This window comes from uncultured Oceanisphaera sp. (assembly GCF_947495715.1).
Taxonomy (GTDB): Bacteria; Pseudomonadota; Gammaproteobacteria; order Enterobacterales; family Aeromonadaceae; genus Oceanimonas; species Oceanimonas sediminis.
Map to the genome: position 1 here is coordinate 22165 of NZ_CANLZU010000022.1, position 16358 is coordinate 38522.

The following is a 16358-nucleotide window of genomic DNA, read 5'->3' on the forward strand; positions in this document are numbered from 1 at the left end:
TTCAAACTGTTAAGCTGCCCGCAAAATTGACCATACAGTTAAATAAAGGGGAGAATCAGAGTGACCAAGGGTGTTGCGCTGTCGGTATTTTCGTCGGTGTTGTTTGCGCTGTTGTATTACTACGCCAGCCTGATGACGCCGTTGAGCGGCGAAATCGTGTTCGGTTGGCGCATGCTGCTGACCATGCCCTGTGTCGGTCTGTTTCTGCTTTACAGTGGTGATTGGCGGCTGGTGATCTCGCTGTTTTCCCAGCTTAAAAGCCGCCCGTTATTATGGATAGGCTTGCCCTTGTCTTCCGCCCTGGTGGGGGTGCAGCTGTGGATCTTCATGTGGGCGCCCATCAACGGGCGAGGGCTGCCGGTGTCGCTCGGCTACTTCATGATGCCACTGGTGCTGGTGCTCATCGGCCGTTTTGTCTATCAGGAGCGCCCGACCCGGTTGCAGTGGCTGGCGGTGGCCTGTGCCGCCGTGGGCGTGAGCAACGAGCTGTGGCAGGCCGGCGGTATTTCCTGGGAAACCCTGGTGGTGGCCATCGGTTATCCGCTGTATTTCGTCTGGCGCCGCTGGCTGGGTACCGACAACCTGGGCGGTCTCTGGTGTGACATGTTGTTGATGATTCCCGTCGCCGCCTGGTTTGTATTGTCGATTGATGCACCTTTGGCCGCCTTTGGCGAGCGACCGCTGCTGTATCTGCTGGTACTGGGGCTGGGCATGATCAGTGCGCTGGCGCTGGTGTGCTACATTCTGGCCAGCCGTCGTCTGCCGTTCAGCCTGTTTGGCCTGCTCGGTTATGTGGAGCCAATTTTGCTGGTGGTGGTGTCGCTGGTGCTGGGCGAGAGTATCTCGGACGCCGAGTGGCCGACCTATATCGCCATCTGGATAGCGGTGGGCTTGCTGGTGCTGGAAGGGGTGCGCAAGCTGCTGGCGTTTCGGCGCTATCCGTTCGATTAACCGTCAGGCCCACATTACGCACACGGCGGCGATGACGATCAGAGCCAGCCCCAGGTGATCGTGACGGGCCAGCTTGTCCTTGAAGTACCAGGCGGAAATCAGCAGGGTAAACAGCACCTCGATCTGGCCCAGGGTCTTGACCAGGGCCACGCTTTCCAGGCTCATGGCGCTGAACCAGCCGATGGATCCCAGGCAGCTGGTGAGGCTGACCAGAGCGGTCAGGCCGGGTCGGCGAATCAGGCCCACGAGACTGGCGGGATCGCGAAGCCCCAGCCAGCCCACCAGTAGCAGGGTTTGCAGGCCGATCACCAGCAGTAATACCCAGGCGGCGGAGAAGGGAAAGGGCAATTCAAGCAGCAGGCTGGCTTCCCGCACCCACAGCGAGGTCAGCGCAAAGGCCAGGCCACTGCCGAGGCCAAGCAACAGCGTCATCGGCGATACCGCCCCGGCGGCTCTGTGCAGGCCGCTCAGTAACCACACCGCCATGCCACCCAGCAGCACGCCCAGCCAGCCGAGCCCGGTGAGGGAAGTGCCGAAAAAGAACACCCCCAGCACCGCCGCCAGAATGGCCTCGCTCTTGGCCAGTCCCACGCCCACCGCATAGTTGCGCAACTGAAACAGCCGCACCATCAGGGCGGTGGCCAGGATCTGGCAAAGCGCGGCCCCCACTATGTAACCGGCAAAGGGCACGGAAAAGTCGGGCAGGGGTTGCCGGGGTTGCCAGCGATACAGCAGCCACAGATAAGTGGCGGCAATGGGGCCGGCCAGAATAAAGCGCGCCAGGGTTACGCTGGTGGCGCCGAGGCTCTGGCTGAGCTGTTTTTGAAAGGCGTTGCGCCAGGCCTGCATCAGGGCGGCGAACAGGGTAAAGGGGATCCAGAGCATGTAATGGCCGTGAAGTGTGAAGGGTAAGGTGTGAGGGGAAAAGCGTGAGGTGTGAGGTGTAAGGCGTGAGGAGTTCGGGCCAGACCTTCAGGCTCTGGTGTTTTTCACCTCACCCCTCACCCCTCACCTCTCACCTCTCACTCCTCACTATGCTTTATTCTTTTGCTGCTGCTCCAGCTTGCGCGCCTGCTTCTCTGCCCGACGTTGCTCGGCATTGGCCACCGCATCGCTGCCGATGTGGGCCTGGCCCCGGGCCCTGGCCAGTTGCAGCTGATGCTCGCGCTCGGCGTAGCGGCGCTTTTGTTCCGGCGTCTGCTGATCATGACAATGAGCGCAGCTCACGCCATGCCGGTAATGCGGGCTTTGCAGATCATCCGGCGACAGCGGGGCCCGGCAGGCGGAGCACAGCTGGTACTGGCCCGGTTGCAGCTGGTGATCCACCGTGACCCGATTGTCGAACACGAAGCACTCGCCCTGCCACAGCGACTCCTGCTCCGGCACTTCTTCCAGGTATTTCAGAATGCCGCCATGCAGGTGATACACCTCGTCGAAGCCCTGCTCCTTGAGATAGGCGGTGCTTTTTTCACAGCGAATGCCGCCGGTGCAGAACATGGCCACTTTCTTGTGCTTGTTGGCATCCAGATTGTTTTTGACGTACTCGGGAAACTCGCGAAAGCTCTCGGTATTGGGATTGAGCGCGCCCTTGAAGGTACCGATATCCACTTCGTAGTCGTTGCGGGTATCCACCAACACCACGTCCGGATCCGAGATCAGCGCGTTCCAGTCTTTGGGCGCCACATAGGTGCCGACCACCCGCTTGGGATCGATGCCTTCCACGCCCAGGGTCACGATTTCCTTTTTCAGTTTTACCTTGGTGCGGTAGAAAGGCTGCTCTTCGCTGAGCGACTCCTTGTAATCGATACCGTTGAAACGGGCATCGGCATCAAACCAGGCCTTGAGCCGGTCGATGGCGACGCGCGAGCCGGCCACGGTGCCGTTGATGCCCTCGGCCGCCAGCAGCAGGGTGCCGCGGATTTGCTCGGACTCCATCATGCTCTGCAGCGGTTCGCGCAGCGCTTCGTGGTTGTCCAGGGTAACGAATTTATAGAGGGCACAAACAACAAACTGAGACATGGTTTCCTCCAGCGCCGGCCGTGCGCTGTATCAAGCAAAAATTCGGGGTCACACTCGCAGAGCATGACCTGACAGGGCGCGCATAATAGCAAATATTTGTGCCTGCATGTATCCGTTGCTTATTTATACCAATCCCGGTAAGGAACTGATCATCTTTTAGGCCTGTGATCCAGAGGTAACACAGTCGTTTCCCTCGACACGCTACGAGTACCTCCATGTAGGCTCGGACATGCCATCTGACCGCCAGGGATGGCGGGAATGACGGAACGGCAGGAGCATTTTCCGGCCATGGCATGTCACGGTCGTGGGAAACGATCTCTGTTACCTCTGCTTGTACACCGAGTTGCCCGAAGACGGCGCCAACAGGCGACGCCAAAGCATCAGGGAGGATAAAGGGATCTGCTCCGCCGACCTTCTGTTTCAGGGATGAAACAGAGAGCGTACATGGATGTATTCATAGCGAGTCGGTGGAGCGGGCCCTTTGTCCGAGTTTTGGGGCTGTCAGATTTTGTTATCAAAAAAAAACGGCGCCCGTAGGCGCCGTTTTATATCAGTAAGGGTGAAGTTAACCGGCGGCGGGTACCGGGGTGTCGGCTTCTTCATCCCGGTTGAATACCGCTTCGTCGGTCTGGCCCAGCAGCTTGCTGCTGATGGTACCGGCGGTCATGGCGCCGTTGACGTTGAGCGCGGTGCGCGCCATGTCGATCAGCGGCTCGATGGAGATAAGCAGGGCGGCCAGGGCCACCGGCATACCCATGATCGGCAGCACGATCAGCGCGGCGAAAGTCGCGCCGCCACCGACACCGGCCACGCCGAAAGAGGCGAGGGTAATCACCCCGACCAGGGTCGCCAGCCACAGCGGATCCAGCACATCGATGCCCATGGTGGGGGCTATCATCACCGCCAGCATGGCCGGGTAGATACCGGCACAACCGTTCTGGCCTATGGTGGCGCCGAAAGAAGCCGAGAAGTTGGCGATGCTTTCCGGTACGCCCAGTTTGCGGGTCTGGGCCTGCACGTTCAGCGGTATGGTGGCGGCGCTGGAGCGGCTGGTAAAGGCGAAGGCCAGCACCGGCCACACCTTGGTGAAGAAGCGTTTGGCGTTGACGCCGACCAGGGTCAGCAGCAGGCCGTGCACTGCAAACATGATGGCGATGGCCACATAAGAGGCCAGCAAAAAGCCGCCCAGACTGATCACGTCCTGCAGGTTGGAGCCGGCGATGACCTTGGTCATCAATGCCATGACGCCGTAGGGTGTCAGCTTCATCACCAGGCGAACCAGACGCATCACCAGTGCCTGCAGCGCTTCGATGCCACCAATGACCCGACGGCCCAGTTCGGGCTCGTCTTTCAGCAGCGACAGGGTGGCGAGACCCAGGAAGACGGCGAAAATCACCACACCGATGATGGCGGTGGGGCTGGCGCCGGTCATGTCGGCGAAGGGATTGCGCGGAATAAAGGACACCAGCAATTGCGGCATCGACAGGTTGGCCACGCTGGCTACCTGGGCCTGCAGCTGTTCGGCGCGGGCCAGCTCGCGGGCACCCTGCACCAGATCGGCGGCATTGAGACCGAAGCTGTGGGTGACAAAGACCCCGACCAGCGCCGAGATGGCGGTGGTAAACAGCAGCACGCCCAGCGTGAGGGCGCTGATCTTGCCGAGCGAGGTGGCGTTGTGCAGTCGGGATACCGCCCCGAGAATGGACACCAGCACCAGCGGAATCACGATCATCTGCAGCAGGCGCACATAACCGCCGCCGACCACGTTAACCCATTCCAGGGTGCGGGCGATGGTGTTGGCGTCATACAGCGTCTGCATGATGAAACCGGCAGCCACACCGAACAGCAGGCCGGTCAGTACCTGGCGAGAAAGGGATTGGCCGCGACGGGACAGTTTACCCAGCAGCAGCATCAGCAATAAAAAAACTGCCAGATTGAATAACACAATCAGCATGGTGACTCCGTGAACAGAAAATAATATCGATGGCGGGCGATGCTAGCAGCAGATTTGACTTATTGATAATCGATTTGGTTATGAGTTATGAATTATTGAGTGTTGGGCGGCGGTAACGTGCTGTTAAAGCAGGTTTTTGCATTAAATTCGAACAATATTGGCAGGCAGGGCCCGAATAAGCGCCCTGCCGGGAGTATTAACGCAGTTGTTTCAGCAAGGATGCGCTGGCATAGCCATCCGCCACCTGGCTGACCGATTGCTGATAGGCACGGATGGCACTGATGGTATTGGGGCCAATGACGCCATCGGCCCCTTTGGTATCGAAGCCCCGCGCGGTCAGTCTGCGCTGTAGCTCTTCTTTTTCCGTTCGGCTCAGGGCGCGTTCATCCCGCGGCCAGGGGGAGCGGAATTCACCACCCCCGGCCAGTTTGTCGCCCAGATGTCCTACCGCCATGGCGTAGGAAGTGGCGTTGTTGTAGCGCTTAATCACCTTGAAGTTGCTGAAAAGGGCAAAGGCCGGGCCATGGGCACCGGCCGGCACCAGTATGGCGGCGTCGCCATGATCGGGCAGCGGCCGGCCATTGATGTCGGTAATGCCCTGGCTACGCCAGTAGGCCACCGGCTGCAGATTGTTTTGCGAAGCCTGGGCATAATCGAAGCCGTCAGGTAGCCGAACCTCTAGGCCCCAAGGCTGTCCGTGCTGCCAGCCGAAACGCGACAGATAATAGGCGGTAGAAGCGAGGGCATCGGTAGGGTCTTCAGACCAGATATCCCGCTTGCCGTCACCGGTAAAGTCCTGGGCATATTGCAGGTAGCTGGTGGGCATGAACTGGGTGTGACCCATGGCACCGGCCCAGGAGCCGAGCATCTGTTCGGGGCTGATATCTCCCGCCTGCAGTATTTGCAGGGCGGCAAGTAACTGCGCTTCGGCAAAGTCCCGGCGCCGGCCTTCAAAGGCCAGGGTGGCCAGCCCCTCAATGGTGCTGGTATTGCCACGATAAGAGCCGTAGTTGGTTTCCATGCCCCAGATGGACATCACCACCTTGGCATCCACGCCGTAGCGGTTTTCGATGGCCTGCAGTACGGGTTTCCGGTTCTCCCATTGCCGGCGGCCGTTGCTGACGCGGGTGGCGGAGGTGGCGGTGTCCAGATAGTCCCAGATCTGGCGGGTAAACTCGGCCTGGCCGCCATCCAGTTTGATCACCTTGGGGCTGAGCGACACGCCCTTAAAGGCGCGGTCGAATACCGCCGGTGTAATGCCCCTGGCCAGAGCCCGGCGCCGAAAGTCATGGCGCCATTCGGCAAAGTTCGCCAGTTCGGCCTGACTGACTTGTGCTGCCGCCTGCTCTGTGGCGGCGCTCTTGCTGATGTTCGGTTGGGCGGTATTGGCCTGGCCGGCACAACCGCTGAGGATGGCGCCGATCACCAGCGCACTGAGGTAGCGTCGTTTAAACATGTTTTCCCGTCTGTTGGCGTTATTATTTACAGCGTGATGGGCAGCATATCCCAAGCCCGTAAAAATGAAAGAGCTCCCAGATATTTTGCCGCTGTCTGATACCATGCAATTAAACAATCGAGCTGTTTGATAGTCATATCAATCCCGTACAAAGGGCCCGCTCCGCCGACACGCCGTGAATACCTCCATGTAGGCTCCGCCGCACCATCCTTGGCGCGGAGGGTCGGTGGAGCAGATCCCTTTATCCTCCCTGATGCCAAGGAGTTGCCTGTTGGCGTTGTCTACAGACAACTCGGTGCTCGAGAAGAGGCAACAGAGATCGACTGCCACGACCGTGACATGCCATGGCCGGAAAATGCTCCTGCCGTTCCGTCATTCCCGCCATCCCTGGCGGTCAGATGGCATGTCCGAGCTTACAGGGATGTACTCGTAGCGCGTCGTGGGAGGCGGCTGTGTTGCCTCTGGAACTCCGATCCAAAACCTGATCAACGGTCAAATGGGGGTTTATATTAACGGCGGCAGGCCGCCCTGGTCAGCAGTTCGCGGACTTCTTCGTCGCGGGTCTGGCCGAAGTCGTCAAAGAACTGGCCCACCGAGCCCAAGTCGTCACTGGTGATCAGGGCGACCAGCTCGTCCGCCAGGGCGTTAATCCGCACGGCCGCCTCGGTCGAGCTGACCGGCACCGCCACGCCGATATGCGCCGGTGCCTGCTTGCGTACCGCCCTGATGGCGGCTTCCATGGTGGCACCGGTCGCCAGACCGTCGTCTACCAGCAGCACGTGGGCGCCGGCCAGCGCAAGCGGCGCAGATGTGCCTCGGTAGGCGAGTTCCCGGCGTTGCAGCTCTGCCCGCTCATGTTGGATCACGGCATCTATATCGGATTGTTTGATATCGCCGAGCGCACTAATGGCAGGATTGAAGATCATGATATTGCCCGAGGCGATGGCCCCCATGGCCAGCTCCGGTTGACCCGGGTAGCCGAGCTTGCGCACCAGCAGCACATCGAGCGGTGCCGCCAGGGCGAGGGCAACTTCAAACGCCACCGGTACTCCGCCGCGGGGCAGACCCAGTACCAGCAGGCCGGGCTGGTTGCGATAATGCAGCACCAGCCTCGCCAGCGCCTGACCGGCGGCACGTCGGTTGGGAAAAGACGACACGGTTGTACTCCTGATCATGTATATGATCTAACAGTAGCAAAAGGCCACAAAATCAGGCTTATTCGGCAGATAGTGACTCCGGGCTTTGCTATCATCGCGTTTCGTTAGTCGTCGTTCGGCTCTCTTTGGATCGGCACTGTGCATGGCCGGACCTGTGCCGCAAGACTGCGAGCCGCAGTTGCAGTGCCCGCACAAGCCCGGTAGCGTTACGGAACACCAGCGAGACCATAAGACGGATATTCCATCGGAGCCGTTATGTATCTGATCAGAGATTACCAAGAAACCGACTTCAGCAGCCTGGAGCTTATCTATCACGATGCGGTGATGGAGCAGGGCCGGCAAAGTTACAGCGATAAACAGGTGTCATTATGGGCGTCGTTCCCCTACCTGTACCCCACCGATTTCAGAACCCTGGTGCAAACCGGCTATACCCGGGTGATGGAGTTCAACCGGATACCGGTGGCCTTTGCCACCCTGTATCCGGACAATCACCTGGCGCTGCTGTATGTGCTGGCCGGGCATGCCGGACGTGGCCTGGCCGGCCGTTTGTGTGATGACATAGAACAGGAGGCCCATCGTCGAGGCGTGGCCTGTTTGTGTACCGATGCCAGCCTGCTGTCTCGCCCGGTATTTGAACAGCGTGGATACCGGCTGATAAAGCAAGAGCAGGTGGAAAAGGGAGGACAGCAATTCACCCGTTTTATCATGGAAAAATCATTGCCCGTGCAGACCATCTGAACACTGGCGCCAGACCGGCGTTTGCCGCAGAATAGCGGCCCCCGCCAAGGGGAGATTTTATTTATTCCGGGGTAGGAGATCACCAGTGGCCAAGCCGAAAGACACCTATTATCTGACCGCCCATTGCGCGGGTAGCCTGGGCACCGTAGACGTGGTGACGCGTTATCTGTGCGAGCAGGGCTGCTATGTGGTGGAAATGCAGACTTTCGATGATGTGCTGAGCGGGCATTTTTTTATTCGAGTGGAGTTTCGCCCACCCCGGACGACGCCGTTTGACGAGGCGGGTTTTCGGCAGGGCTGGCAGCCCAGGGCGGCACAATTCGCCATGCAATGGGAGCTGGTTGCCGCCGAGGTGCGCCCCAATGTGGTGATCATGGTTTCCCGGCTCGATCATTGCCTGAACGATCTGCTCTATCGCTATCGTACCGGTCAACTGGCCATCGAAATTCCGGCCATTATTTCCAACCACCCGGATCTGCAGCGGCTGGCCGACTGGCATCATATTCCCTTCTATCATCTGCCGGTGAGCGACGAGAACCGGGCCGAGCAGGAAGAGCAGGTACTGGGCATCATCAAGGAATGCGAGGCCGATCTGGTGGTGCTGGCGCGTTACATGCAAGTGCTGAGCCCCGAGCTGTGTGCGGCCTTGACCGGCAAGGCCATCAATATTCACCATTCCCTGCTGCCCGGATTCAGAGGCGAACGCCCTTATCACCAGGCCTACGACAAAGGGGTCAAGCTGGTGGGGGCCACGGCGCACTACATCAATAACGATCTGGACGAAGGCCCCATTATCACCCAAGGGGTGGAAGTGGTGGATCACAGTCATTATCCGGAGCAGTTAACCGCCCGGGGCCGGGATATCGAGTGCATTACCCTGGCCCGAGCGGTGCAATATCATATCGAGCGTCGCGTCTTTCTGCATAACGGCAAGACGGTGGTCTTTACCAACTGAGCCGGCACATTATTCAATACCTATCGGAGTTTATTCATAGATGAACAACACCCTCCTGGTCGGGCTGATGGCGCTGGCCCTGACCGGCTGTGCCGGCAAGTCACCCGAACGGCCTTTTACCCTGACCCTGGCCCATATCAACGACACCCATTCGCATTTTGACCCGACCGATGCCCGCTTGAAGCTGGGCAATCAGGCGGTGTACACCCGTCTGGGTGGCTACCCTCGCCTGCTGAGTCAGGCCAAGGCGCTGCGCCAGCAGGCGGAGCTGAATGATCAGCCGCTGTTGTTTGTACACGGCGGAGACGCCTGGCAGGGTACCGGCTATTTCAAGCTCAACCGGGGCGCCATGAACGCCGATGTGCTGAGTCAAATGCAGCTGGACGCCATGGCGCTGGGCGAGCATGAATTTGATCTCGATAACGGCCGCTTGTCTGCCTTTGTGCAGGGCGTCAACTTTCCGGTGCTGGCCGCCAACCTGGATGCCAGCCGGGATCCGGACCTGCAAGGCCTCGACAACCTTAAACCCTATGTCCTCTACGCCTTTGACGGTAATGAAAAAGAGCGGGTAGAAACGGTCGATGACGCCGGCAAGCGTCCTGTGGTGGCGGTAATGGGACTGGTGCTGGAAGACATGGCCAACCAGAGCCCCCATGTCGGCAAGCTGAGTTTCGAGCGGGAAGTCGACAGCGCCCAGAACACCGTCAGGGCGCTGCGTGAGCAAGGCGTCAAACACATCGTTGCCGTCACCCATCTGGGGCTGGAGCGAGACCGGCGTCTGGCTCAAAAGGTCAACGGTATCGACCTTATCGTCGGCGGCCATTCTCACAGTCTGCTCGGGGACTTCGGCAACCTCGGCTGGGAGAGTGGCGAACCTTATGCGCGCCGCTTCAATAATCCGGACGGCATCGGCACGACCTGCGTGGTGCAGGCCGGTCGGTTTGCCCAAGCCATGGGGCAGGTGAGTGTGACCTTTACCCCAGACGGGCGGGTCAGCCGCTGTGAAGGCGGCAACACCCTGTTGTCGGATAACGTCTTTTATCGTGATATTCGCCGGGGCGACAAATATCGCTTGAGCGAGGCGCAACAGCAGCGCCTGGCGGCCGCCATCGAGGCCGAGCCCAATATCAAGATGGTGGCGGAAGATTCGGCGTTACGCGCCCATATCGATAAACAGTATCGTCCGGCCCTGGTCAAGGCCTACGGTGACGAGGTGGGGCATGTTCCTCTGGCGTTAACGCATGTGGAGTTGCCGGTTGAAGGCCGCGGCTCTCAGATAGCGCCCCTGGTGGCGGCCAGCCAACTGTACTGGGTCAATAGCCCACAAGTGCAGGCGGTAACCGGTCGTCGTGCCGACTTTGCGCTGGTGGCCGCCGGTGCGGTGCGTAACAGTCTGGAGCCGGGCGTACTCAAAGAAGGGAATGTCGGTCTGGAGCTGTTGCCCTTTGGCAACCCCATCAGCCTGGTGTCGCTCACCGGCCGTCAGGTCGCCGGTCTGCTGCTGGAAACCATTAACGCCGCTTTGTCATCGGACGCTCATACCGGCCGTTTTCCCTACGGGGCCGGGCTGCGTTACAGCTTTAACGAAACCAGCCGGGGACGGGGGTATCTCAACCGTATCGAATATCTGGATAACGGTCAGTGGCAGCGAATTGAACCGGATGCCCGTTACCAGCTGGCACTGGACGGCTATCATGCGTCGGGCAACGAAGGATGGAATACGCTGTTTGATTCACAACAGGTGTTTACCGACCGGCTGGACCTGGCGTTCGTCAATGGCAAACCGGCGGTGTTTCCGGTGGCACGGCTGAGCAAAAACGGGCGGGGAGCCATAGAGGTGCACTATTTCAATCGGCCACTGGACTGCAAAAAGGCCGGGGTCGCCTGCAACACCGATGCCCGGGCCCTTATCGATTATGTACGAGCGCGCCGGCCGGTACTGACGGCCCTTCCCGAGTCGGGCGTCGCCCTTAACCGACTGTAAACCCAGCAAGCCCGGTACGACCGGGCTTGCTCGTTAATGAGCGCAGAGCCTTTTTATTGATGGGGGAGAAAAGAGGTTTGTTTGGATCTTTATTCTGCTGTCGAGCCGGTGGCGCGCTATCTTCACCGACAGCACCTTAAAATTGAAAAAAAGATTCAAATGGATCAAAGTTTCGTTCGAACCTGTAGGACGGGCCTCACCTCTGGCTCGACATCGATTTTTAATCCTGTCAGACTCGGTATTACCGAACTGTGATTAAAAATCGTTATCAAAAAACTGCTATGTTTGCATACTCTATTGAGTCTTTTATTGGGGGGGGCTATGAAGCCTGCGATAAGTGAAGTGCGAGGTCGTCGTTTCTTGCCAACGTCAGTGCTCGGGCTGCTGCTGGCAGTATGGAGTTCGCTGTTATTTGCCGCCGATCCTTTGTCCCCGCCCAAGGGCAGGGAGGTACTGACCGTGACCGGCAACCTGAGCGTGACCAATGCCGTCAACAAGGCCGAGTTTGATATGGACATGCTGGCGGCCTTGCCGCAGCATGAATTCAGCACCCATACCCCCTGGACGGAACAACAGCACCATTTTCGTGGCGTGCTGCTGAGTGATTTGTTGCGGCGAGTCGGCGCCGAGGGAAGTGAAGTCAGGGCGGTGGCCCTGAACGATTATCATCATGATATCAACAGAGAGCTGGTGGCAGAGGCGCCCTTGTTGCTGACGACACATCTCGATGGCGAGCCGATGAAAATCCGGCACAAGGGGCCGGTATGGCTGATGTTGCCCCTGTCGGAGTATCCGCAGTATGACACCAAGCGTTATCACGAACTGCTGATCTGGCAGTTAAAGACTCTGGACATACGCTAACCGTGAATACCTTCAAACTGATCGGCCTTACCATCATTACCCTGCTGTTTGGTGCCAGTTCGCTCTACAGTTACCACCGGGATCTGGAGGTAGTGCGCTATGTATCGGCCACCATCAAGGCCATTGGCTGGGCCAGCTCCGAGCTGGAAATGGAACTGCTTAAATTTGATCAATCGCTGACGGCGTTGGCGGCCCGGACCTCGGACGAAGCGAATGTCCAGTTGCGTTTCGAACTGTTGTGGAGCCGAATCGATACCCTGTTGGCGGGAGAAGAGAATCGCCCGGTGCGCGAGCAGCCGGGGGTCTTGCCGATGCTGAAAAATTTTTCCAGTCAGCTCGAGCTCTGGGAAGAGCGGGTGTATGCGCTGCGCGTAGATGACCGGGACGAAATCATGGCATTGCGACAAGAGCTGGCGCACTATCGCAAGCTGGCGCGAGAAATCAATGTCGAAAACTTTTCCGGTGACAAGGTCTGGCAGCAGCTTGATATTATTCAGGATATACGGCTGCGTTCCAGCCTTTATCTGGGCGGCCTGCTGCTCAGTGGCAGCCTGATGCTGCTGCTGCTGCTGCGGGAGAACCACCGTAACCGCCACATGGCCTATCACGATACCCTGACCGGCCTGCCCAATCGCATGTTTTTCTATCAGCTGATAGACAAGGCGCTGAATCGGACCCAGCGGGAGCGAGGTGCACTGGCTCTCCACATGGTCGACCTGAATAGTTTCAAGGCCATCAACGACAGCCTTGGCCACGAGGTGGGAGACAATCTGCTGCGGGAGATTGCGAACCGATTGAGTCACACCATCGGCAAGCAGGGCCGGGTGGCTCGGCTGGGCGGGGATGAATTCGTGATCATCCAGCAACTTGAAAATATCGATGATGCCGAGCTGATGGCGGCGCAGCTATTTGACGCGCTGTCGCGCGACGTGAAACTGCCCGATGGCTGTCTGTCGCCTCAGGCGTGTATCGGTACCAGTCTTTATCCCGAGCATGGCCTCACGGCGGCCGAACTGTTGAGTCATGCCGACACCGCCATGTATTACGCCAAACACAGTCGCAAGACCATGGTGCAGATGTTCGAACCGGGCATGGACGAGCGTCGACTGCGGCGGCAGAAGCTGGCGGTGTCCTTGCAGGCGGCGATTGAACAGGATCAGCTGGAGCTGCACTATCAACCGATTTTTCGGTTGAACAGCGGCGATATCGAGTCGGTAGAGGCGCTGTTACGCTGGAATTCGGCCGAGCATGGCTTTATCAGTCCGCTCGAAGTAATAGCGGTGGCCGAGCAGCATGGCCTGGCACACCGGCTTAACGAATGGGTGTTGTCGCAGGCCTGTCGCCAAATGCACCGCTGGCACCAGGCCGGTTGCGGCTGGCTGAAGGTGAACGTCAATATCAGTCCCAATATCTTTATGGAGGGAGAGCTGGCACTGACCGTCAGCGCGGTATTGCGCGACACCGGTCTCGACGCCTCGACCCTGGTGCTGGAGATCACCGAAGACACCAGCATGTGGGATACGGCCGGCTCGCTCGATACCCTGCAGGAGCTGCGTGAATTGGGCATAGAGATAGCACTGGATGATTTTGGTACCGGCTATTCTTCGTTCAGCCACCTGCGACAGCTCCCGATCAACAAGCTCAAGATCGATAAATCCTTTGTGGCCGACCTGTCGACGGATCCCCGGGCGGAGAGCCTGGTCAAAACCATTATTTCCCTGGCAGATAATCTGAATATGACGGTCACCGCCGAGGGTATCGAACTGGTCGAACAGCATGTGCTGTTGCAGCAATTGGGCTGTGGGCTGGGGCAGGGCTACCTGATGGCCAGGCCCATGCCGGCTGAGGCCATGAGCGAATTACTGTTACAAGACAAACGTTACGGCTCCCGCTCGGCGTAACGACAGCCTTCTTTTCGCTTCACAGGCCCCTGTTTGCATGATGCAAACAGGGGCCTGTTCATGATCAACCTTTCACTCTTTGTCGACACCCTCCATCCTGCTAAGCGCATCAGCTGCTACCTTTAGCTTGTGTACCAATAAAGTGTCGATAAATCATGGTCGTATCGTGCCAAAGCGTTTACTGCCTGCGGTTTACGTCCCGCCATTCCCCGAGCCCGCTGCGCCCACCATGTACCGAGCCTTATCCATTGTGGTGCATGAATCGCGACCGACACCTTGCCCAACGACAGGAGAAACCGTCATGAAGCTCAGTTTATTCGAGGCATTGCAAGGGACGCGACCGCTGGCCATCGTGGGCGCCATCAATGCCTACAGCGCCATGCAGGCCGAGCAGGCCGGGCACCAGGCACTGTATCTGTCCGGTGCCGGGGTGGCCAATGCCTCGTTCGGGTTGCCGGATCTCGGCATGACCAGCCTGAGCGAGGTGCTGGAAGACGCTCGTCGCATCACGGCGGCCACAGAATTGCCCTTGCTGGTGGATGCGGACACCGGCTTCGGTGGTGCCTTCAACATCGCCCGTACCGTGCGGGAAATGGAGCGGGCCGGGGTGGCGGGCATTCATATCGAGGATCAGGTGGCGCAAAAACGCTGCGGGCACAGACCCAACAAGGCCATTGTCCCGCGTGATGAAATGGTAGACAGGATCAGGGCGGCGGTAGATGCCCGCACCGACCCTCGCTTCGCCATCATGGCCCGCACCGATGCGCTGGCGGTGGAGGGCATGAACGGCGCCATCGATCGCGCCCTGGCCTGTGTGGCTGCCGGTGCCGACCTGATTTTTCCCGAGGCGATGGAAAGCCTGGATCAATACCGTCGCTTCTGCGAAGCGGTCCCCGTGCCGGTGCTGGCCAATATCACCGAATTCGGCAAGACCCCCTTGTTCGCTCAATCCGAACTGGCCGAGGCCGGCGTGGCCATGGTGCTGTATCCGCTGTCGGCGTTTCGGGCCATGAGCCGGGCCGCGGACATGGTCTATCGCCAGATCCTGACTCAGGGTCATCAGCGTGATTTGCTGGCGCAGATGCAGACCCGGGAGCAGCTTTATCAGACCCTCGGCTATCATGATTACGAGGCCAGACTGGACGCCCTGTTCGAGCACTCGGCTCAAACCACACCGGCAGTTCCGGTAACCGGCGCTGCGGATGACCAACAAGGAGGCAAGCATGACTAACGCCGAAGGATTACGCGGCCAGACCGCCGGCCAAACGGCCCTGTGCACCGTGGGCAAAACCGGCTCCGGCCTGACCTATCGCGGTTATGATATTGCCGATCTGGCCGCTCATGCCCAGTTTGAAGAGGTGGCCTTTCTGCTGCTGAAGGCCTATCTGCCCAACCAGGGGGAGCTGGGCGCCTTCAAGACCCGGCTACGGGCCAATCGCGGTCTGCCGGCGGCGTTGCGTACCGTGCTTGAACTGATACCGGCGTCGGCGCATCCGATGGACGTGCTGCGCACCGGTTGCTCCGTACTCGGCAATCTGGAAACCGAACACAAATTCGGCGAACAGCAGGAGGCGGCCGAACGTCTGCTGTCGCTGCTGCCCTCGATGCTCTGCTACTGGTATCGCTATGCGCATGACGGCGTGCGTATCGACACCGCCCTGGATGACGACAGCCTGGGCGGCCACTTTCTGCATATGCTGCGCGGCGAAGCACCGGCTGCGCTTGATGTGCGGGTGATGAACTGCTCGCTGGTGCTGTATGCGGAGCACGAATTCAATGCCTCGACCTTTGCCGGTCGGGTCTGTGCCTCGACGCTGACCGACCTGCATTCGGCGGTGACCGCCGCCATCGGTACCCTGCGCGGCCCGCTGCATGGCGGCGCCAACGAGGCGGCGATGGCGATGATAGAGCAGTGGAGCGGGCCGGATGAGGCCGAAGCCGCGCTGCTGGAGATGCTCAAGCGAAAAGAGAAAGTCATGGGCTTCGGGCATGCGGTCTATACGGTGAAGGATCCGCGCAATGCGCTGATCAAACCCTGGGCCAAAAAGCTGAGTGAGGCGGCGGGCGACCGGGTCTTGTATCCGATCTCCGAGCGGGTAGAGGAGGTGATGTGGCGCGAGAAAAAACTGTTCGCCAACGCCGACTTCTATCACGCCTGCGCCTATCACTTCATGGGCATCCCGACCAAGCTGTTCACCCCGATTTTCGTGCTCAGCCGAGTCACCGGCTGGACCGCCCACATCATGGAGCAGCGCGCCCACAACCGCATCATCCGGCCCAACGCCGATTATGTGGGTCCAGCCCCCCAGGAGTGGATACCAATAGAGGAGCGGTGATAATACTGGGGACTGGGGACTGGGGACTGGGGACTGGGGACTGGGG

Annotated in this window: 13 protein-coding genes; 8 read left to right on the forward strand and 5 right to left on the reverse strand. The window is 59.3% G+C overall.

Annotated features, from left to right (window positions below):
* Positions 1 to 60 precede the first annotated feature (60 nt).
* Positions 61 to 951: an EamA family transporter RarD gene (rarD, locus tag Q0753_RS13915; RefSeq protein WP_298722291.1), complete on the forward strand. Its 891-nt coding sequence runs from the start codon at positions 61 to 63 to the stop codon at positions 949 to 951.
* Positions 952 to 954: 3 nt separating this feature from the next.
* Here the strand turns inward: rarD and Q0753_RS13920 are convergent, their stop codons facing one another.
* From Q0753_RS13920 to Q0753_RS13940, 5 genes are all read right to left on the reverse strand, one after another.
* A complete protein-coding gene (locus Q0753_RS13920) occupies positions 955 to 1836 on the reverse strand; it encodes an EamA family transporter (protein ID WP_298722294.1) in 882 nt (293 codons plus the stop codon).
* Between the two features lie 147 nt (positions 1837 to 1983).
* Entirely contained in the window at positions 1984 to 2970 is a 987-nt protein-coding gene (locus tag Q0753_RS13925; RefSeq protein WP_298722300.1) for a rhodanese-related sulfurtransferase, read from the reverse strand.
* A gap of 565 nt (positions 2971 to 3535) precedes the next feature.
* Positions 3536 to 4924 (reverse strand): L-cystine transporter, encoded by a 1389-nt coding sequence (locus Q0753_RS13930; RefSeq protein WP_298722302.1) that lies wholly within the window; start codon positions 4922 to 4924, stop codon positions 3536 to 3538.
* Between the two features lie 196 nt (positions 4925 to 5120).
* Positions 5121 to 6380 carry a lytic murein transglycosylase gene (locus tag Q0753_RS13935; protein ID WP_298722304.1) on the reverse strand — a complete coding sequence of 420 codons (1260 nt, stop codon included), beginning with the start codon at positions 6378 to 6380 and terminating at the stop codon, positions 5121 to 5123.
* 509 nt (positions 6381 to 6889) lie between these two features.
* Positions 6890 to 7537 carry a phosphoribosyltransferase gene (locus Q0753_RS13940; protein ID WP_298722306.1) on the reverse strand — a complete coding sequence of 216 codons (648 nt, stop codon included), beginning with the start codon at positions 7535 to 7537 and terminating at the stop codon, positions 6890 to 6892.
* A 255-nt stretch (positions 7538 to 7792) separates the two neighbouring features.
* Between Q0753_RS13940 and Q0753_RS13945 the strand changes: the two genes are divergently transcribed.
* The 7 genes from Q0753_RS13945 (at position 7793) to prpC (ending at position 16312) form a co-directional block, all read left to right on the forward strand.
* Positions 7793 to 8275, forward strand: a complete 483-nt coding sequence (locus Q0753_RS13945; RefSeq protein WP_298722308.1) for a GNAT family N-acetyltransferase — start codon at positions 7793 to 7795, stop codon at positions 8273 to 8275.
* 85 nt (positions 8276 to 8360) lie between these two features.
* Positions 8361 to 9230, forward strand: coding sequence for a formyltetrahydrofolate deformylase (gene purU, locus Q0753_RS13950; RefSeq protein ID WP_298722312.1), 870 nt, complete (start codon positions 8361 to 8363; stop codon positions 9228 to 9230).
* Positions 9231 to 9270: 40 nt separating this feature from the next.
* Positions 9271 to 11214 (forward strand): bifunctional metallophosphatase/5'-nucleotidase, encoded by a 1944-nt coding sequence (locus Q0753_RS13955; protein ID WP_298722315.1) that lies wholly within the window; start codon positions 9271 to 9273, stop codon positions 11212 to 11214.
* A 321-nt stretch (positions 11215 to 11535) separates the two neighbouring features.
* A complete protein-coding gene (locus Q0753_RS13960) occupies positions 11536 to 12075 on the forward strand; it encodes a molybdopterin-dependent oxidoreductase (RefSeq protein WP_298722318.1) in 540 nt (179 codons plus the stop codon).
* Positions 12076 to 12077: 2 nt separating this feature from the next.
* Positions 12078 to 13976, forward strand: a complete 1899-nt coding sequence (locus Q0753_RS13965; protein ID WP_298722321.1) for an EAL domain-containing protein — start codon at positions 12078 to 12080, stop codon at positions 13974 to 13976.
* Between the two features lie 301 nt (positions 13977 to 14277).
* Positions 14278 to 15207, forward strand: a complete 930-nt coding sequence (gene prpB / locus Q0753_RS13970; RefSeq protein WP_298722324.1) for a methylisocitrate lyase — start codon at positions 14278 to 14280, stop codon at positions 15205 to 15207.
* The gene (gene prpC / locus Q0753_RS13975; RefSeq protein WP_298722327.1) at positions 15200 to 16312 is read left to right on the forward strand and encodes a 2-methylcitrate synthase; all 1113 of its coding nucleotides are present in this window, start codon (positions 15200 to 15202) and stop codon (positions 16310 to 16312) included. Before prpB ends, prpC begins: the two co-directional genes overlap by 8 nt.
* Positions 16313 to 16358: the final 46 nt, after the last annotated feature.

Excerpts from the sequence above, each read along its gene's own strand:
- Q0753_RS13920 (WP_298722294.1), bottom strand. The coding sequence starts at position 1,836 with ATGCTCTGGATCCCCTTTACCCTGTTCGCCGCCCTGATGCAGGCCTGG.
- Q0753_RS13925 (WP_298722300.1), bottom strand. The coding sequence starts at position 2,970 with ATGTCTCAGTTTGTTGTTTGTGCCCTCTATAAATTCGTTACCCTGGAC.
- Q0753_RS13930 (WP_298722302.1), bottom strand. The coding sequence starts at position 4,924 with ATGCTGATTGTGTTATTCAATCTGGCAGTTTTTTTATTGCTGATGCTG.
- Q0753_RS13935 (WP_298722304.1), bottom strand. The coding sequence starts at position 6,380 with ATGTTTAAACGACGCTACCTCAGTGCGCTGGTGATCGGCGCCATCCTC.
- Q0753_RS13945 (WP_298722308.1), top strand. The coding sequence starts at position 7,793 with ATGTATCTGATCAGAGATTACCAAGAAACCGACTTCAGCAGCCTGGAG.
- Q0753_RS13955 (WP_298722315.1), top strand. The coding sequence starts at position 9,271 with ATGAACAACACCCTCCTGGTCGGGCTGATGGCGCTGGCCCTGACCGGC.
- Q0753_RS13960 (WP_298722318.1), top strand. The coding sequence starts at position 11,536 with ATGAAGCCTGCGATAAGTGAAGTGCGAGGTCGTCGTTTCTTGCCAACG.
- prpB (WP_298722324.1), top strand. The coding sequence starts at position 14,278 with ATGAAGCTCAGTTTATTCGAGGCATTGCAAGGGACGCGACCGCTGGCC.
- prpC (WP_298722327.1), top strand. The coding sequence starts at position 15,200 with ATGACTAACGCCGAAGGATTACGCGGCCAGACCGCCGGCCAAACGGCC.